The sequence below is a fragment of the Variovorax sp. 01T439_2 genome, from assembly GCF_056398445.1.
In genome coordinates, this window is the sequence record NZ_JBFTPJ010001165.1 from 1 (window position 1) to 1,559 (window position 1,559).

Sequence of the window (1,559 nt, forward strand, 5' to 3'; positions counted from 1 at the left end):
GCCGAGCACCATCCAGAGCGCTTGCACTGTGTTCTTCGGCTCAGGCGTTGTTCTGCATTGCGCTGCGGTACCACTCGTGGAACTGCTGCATGCCGTCTTCCATCGGGCTCTGGTAGGGGCCGCTCTCGTCGTCGCCGCGCAGCATGAGCGCGCGGCGGCCGGCGTCCATGCGCTCGGCGATCTCGTCGTCCTCCACGCAGGTTTCCATGTAGGCGGCCTGCTGGGCCTCGACGAACTCGCGCTCGAAGGCCACGATTTCCTCGGGGTAGAAGAACTCGACCATGTTGAGCGTCCTGGTAGGGCTCACCGGATGCAGCGTCGACACCGTGAGCACATGCGGATACCACTCGATCATCACGTGCGGGTAGTAGGTGAGCCAGATGGCGCCGTACTTGGGCGGCTTGCCTTCGCGGTACTTGAGCAGCTGCTCCTGCCACTTCTGGTAGATCGGGCTGCCCGCGCGGCCGAGCCGGTTGGCCACGCCCACGGTCTGCACCGAGAAGTTGCGGTTGAACTCCCAGCGCAGGTCGTCGCAGGTGACGAAGCTGCCCAGGCCCGGGTGGAACGGGCCGACGTGGTAGTCCTCCAGGTAGACCTCGATGAAGGTCTTCCAGTTGTAGTTGCACTCGTGCAGCTCGACGCGGTCGAGCGCGTAGCCCGTGAAGTCGAGGTCGGCGCGCGGGCCGAGTTCGGCCATGTCGGCCGCCACGTCGCGCCCCGCGCCATCGGGACCGCGCTCGAACAGCAGGCCGTTCCACTCGGTGAGCGGATAGTTGTGCAGGTTGAGGCAGGGGTCCTGCTGGAAGTGCGGCGCGCCGATCAGCGTGCCGGTGGTGCGCGCATCGCTGGCCGCATAGGTCCAGCGGTGCAGCGGGCAGACGATGTTGCCGCCGGCCTGGCTGTCGAGCTGGCCGCGGCCCTGGAGAATGAGCGCCTGGCGGTGGCGGCACACGTTGGAGATGAGTTCCACGCCCTTGGGCGTGTGCACCAGCGCGCGGCCCTGGTGCTCCTGCGGCAGGGTGTGGAAGTTGCCGGGCTCGGGCACGGCCAGGCGGTGGCCCACATAGCGCGGGCCCTGCGCGAACAGCGTTTGCATCTCGCGCGCGTAGAGCGACTCGTCGAAGTACGCGGAAACTGGAAGTTGGCTCGTGGCCTGCTGCAGTTGAAGACTTAAATCAGACATGGAGGACCTGACCAAGCTCCCCACAGGGAGAAAAAAGAAAAGACGGAAGGCGCCGTCTGGAGGGCGACGGCCCGAAGAGTTGTGCCGGGTCGGCCGGCTTGGGAAGCTCGGATTGTACCCAAGGGGGCAGTGCAGTGCCGGTGGCTTGCCGCATGCCGGCGCCCGTTTGCTTCCCCGTCCTAAAATGCGCGGTTTCACACTCGTTCGCTCGCATGCCCAAGGTTCCTTCTTCCGCCACGTCCAGCCCGGCCGCCACGCCCGACACGGGGCCGCTGCCGGCCAGCTACGATGCCGGGCTCCAGGAGTTGGAACAATTGGTTGCAGAACTCGAGTCGGGCCAATTGCCGCTCGACCAGCTGCTCGGCAGCTACCAGCG

Annotated in this window: 2 protein-coding genes; one reads left to right on the top strand and one right to left on the bottom strand. The window is 66.3% G+C overall.

Going from position 1 to position 1,559, the window contains the following annotated elements:
* Positions 1-40: 40 nt before the first annotated feature.
* Positions 41-1,183, bottom strand: coding sequence for an aromatic ring-hydroxylating oxygenase subunit alpha (locus AC1DOC_RS33105; protein WP_012746711.1), 1,143 nt, complete (start codon positions 1,181-1,183; stop codon positions 41-43).
* 212 nt (positions 1,184-1,395) lie between these two features.
* On the opposite strand from AC1DOC_RS33105, the gene xseB reads away from it, so the two are divergent.
* A partial coding sequence (xseB, locus tag AC1DOC_RS33110; protein WP_478131503.1) for an exodeoxyribonuclease VII small subunit occupies positions 1,396-1,559 on the top strand: 164 nt, incomplete at its 3' end.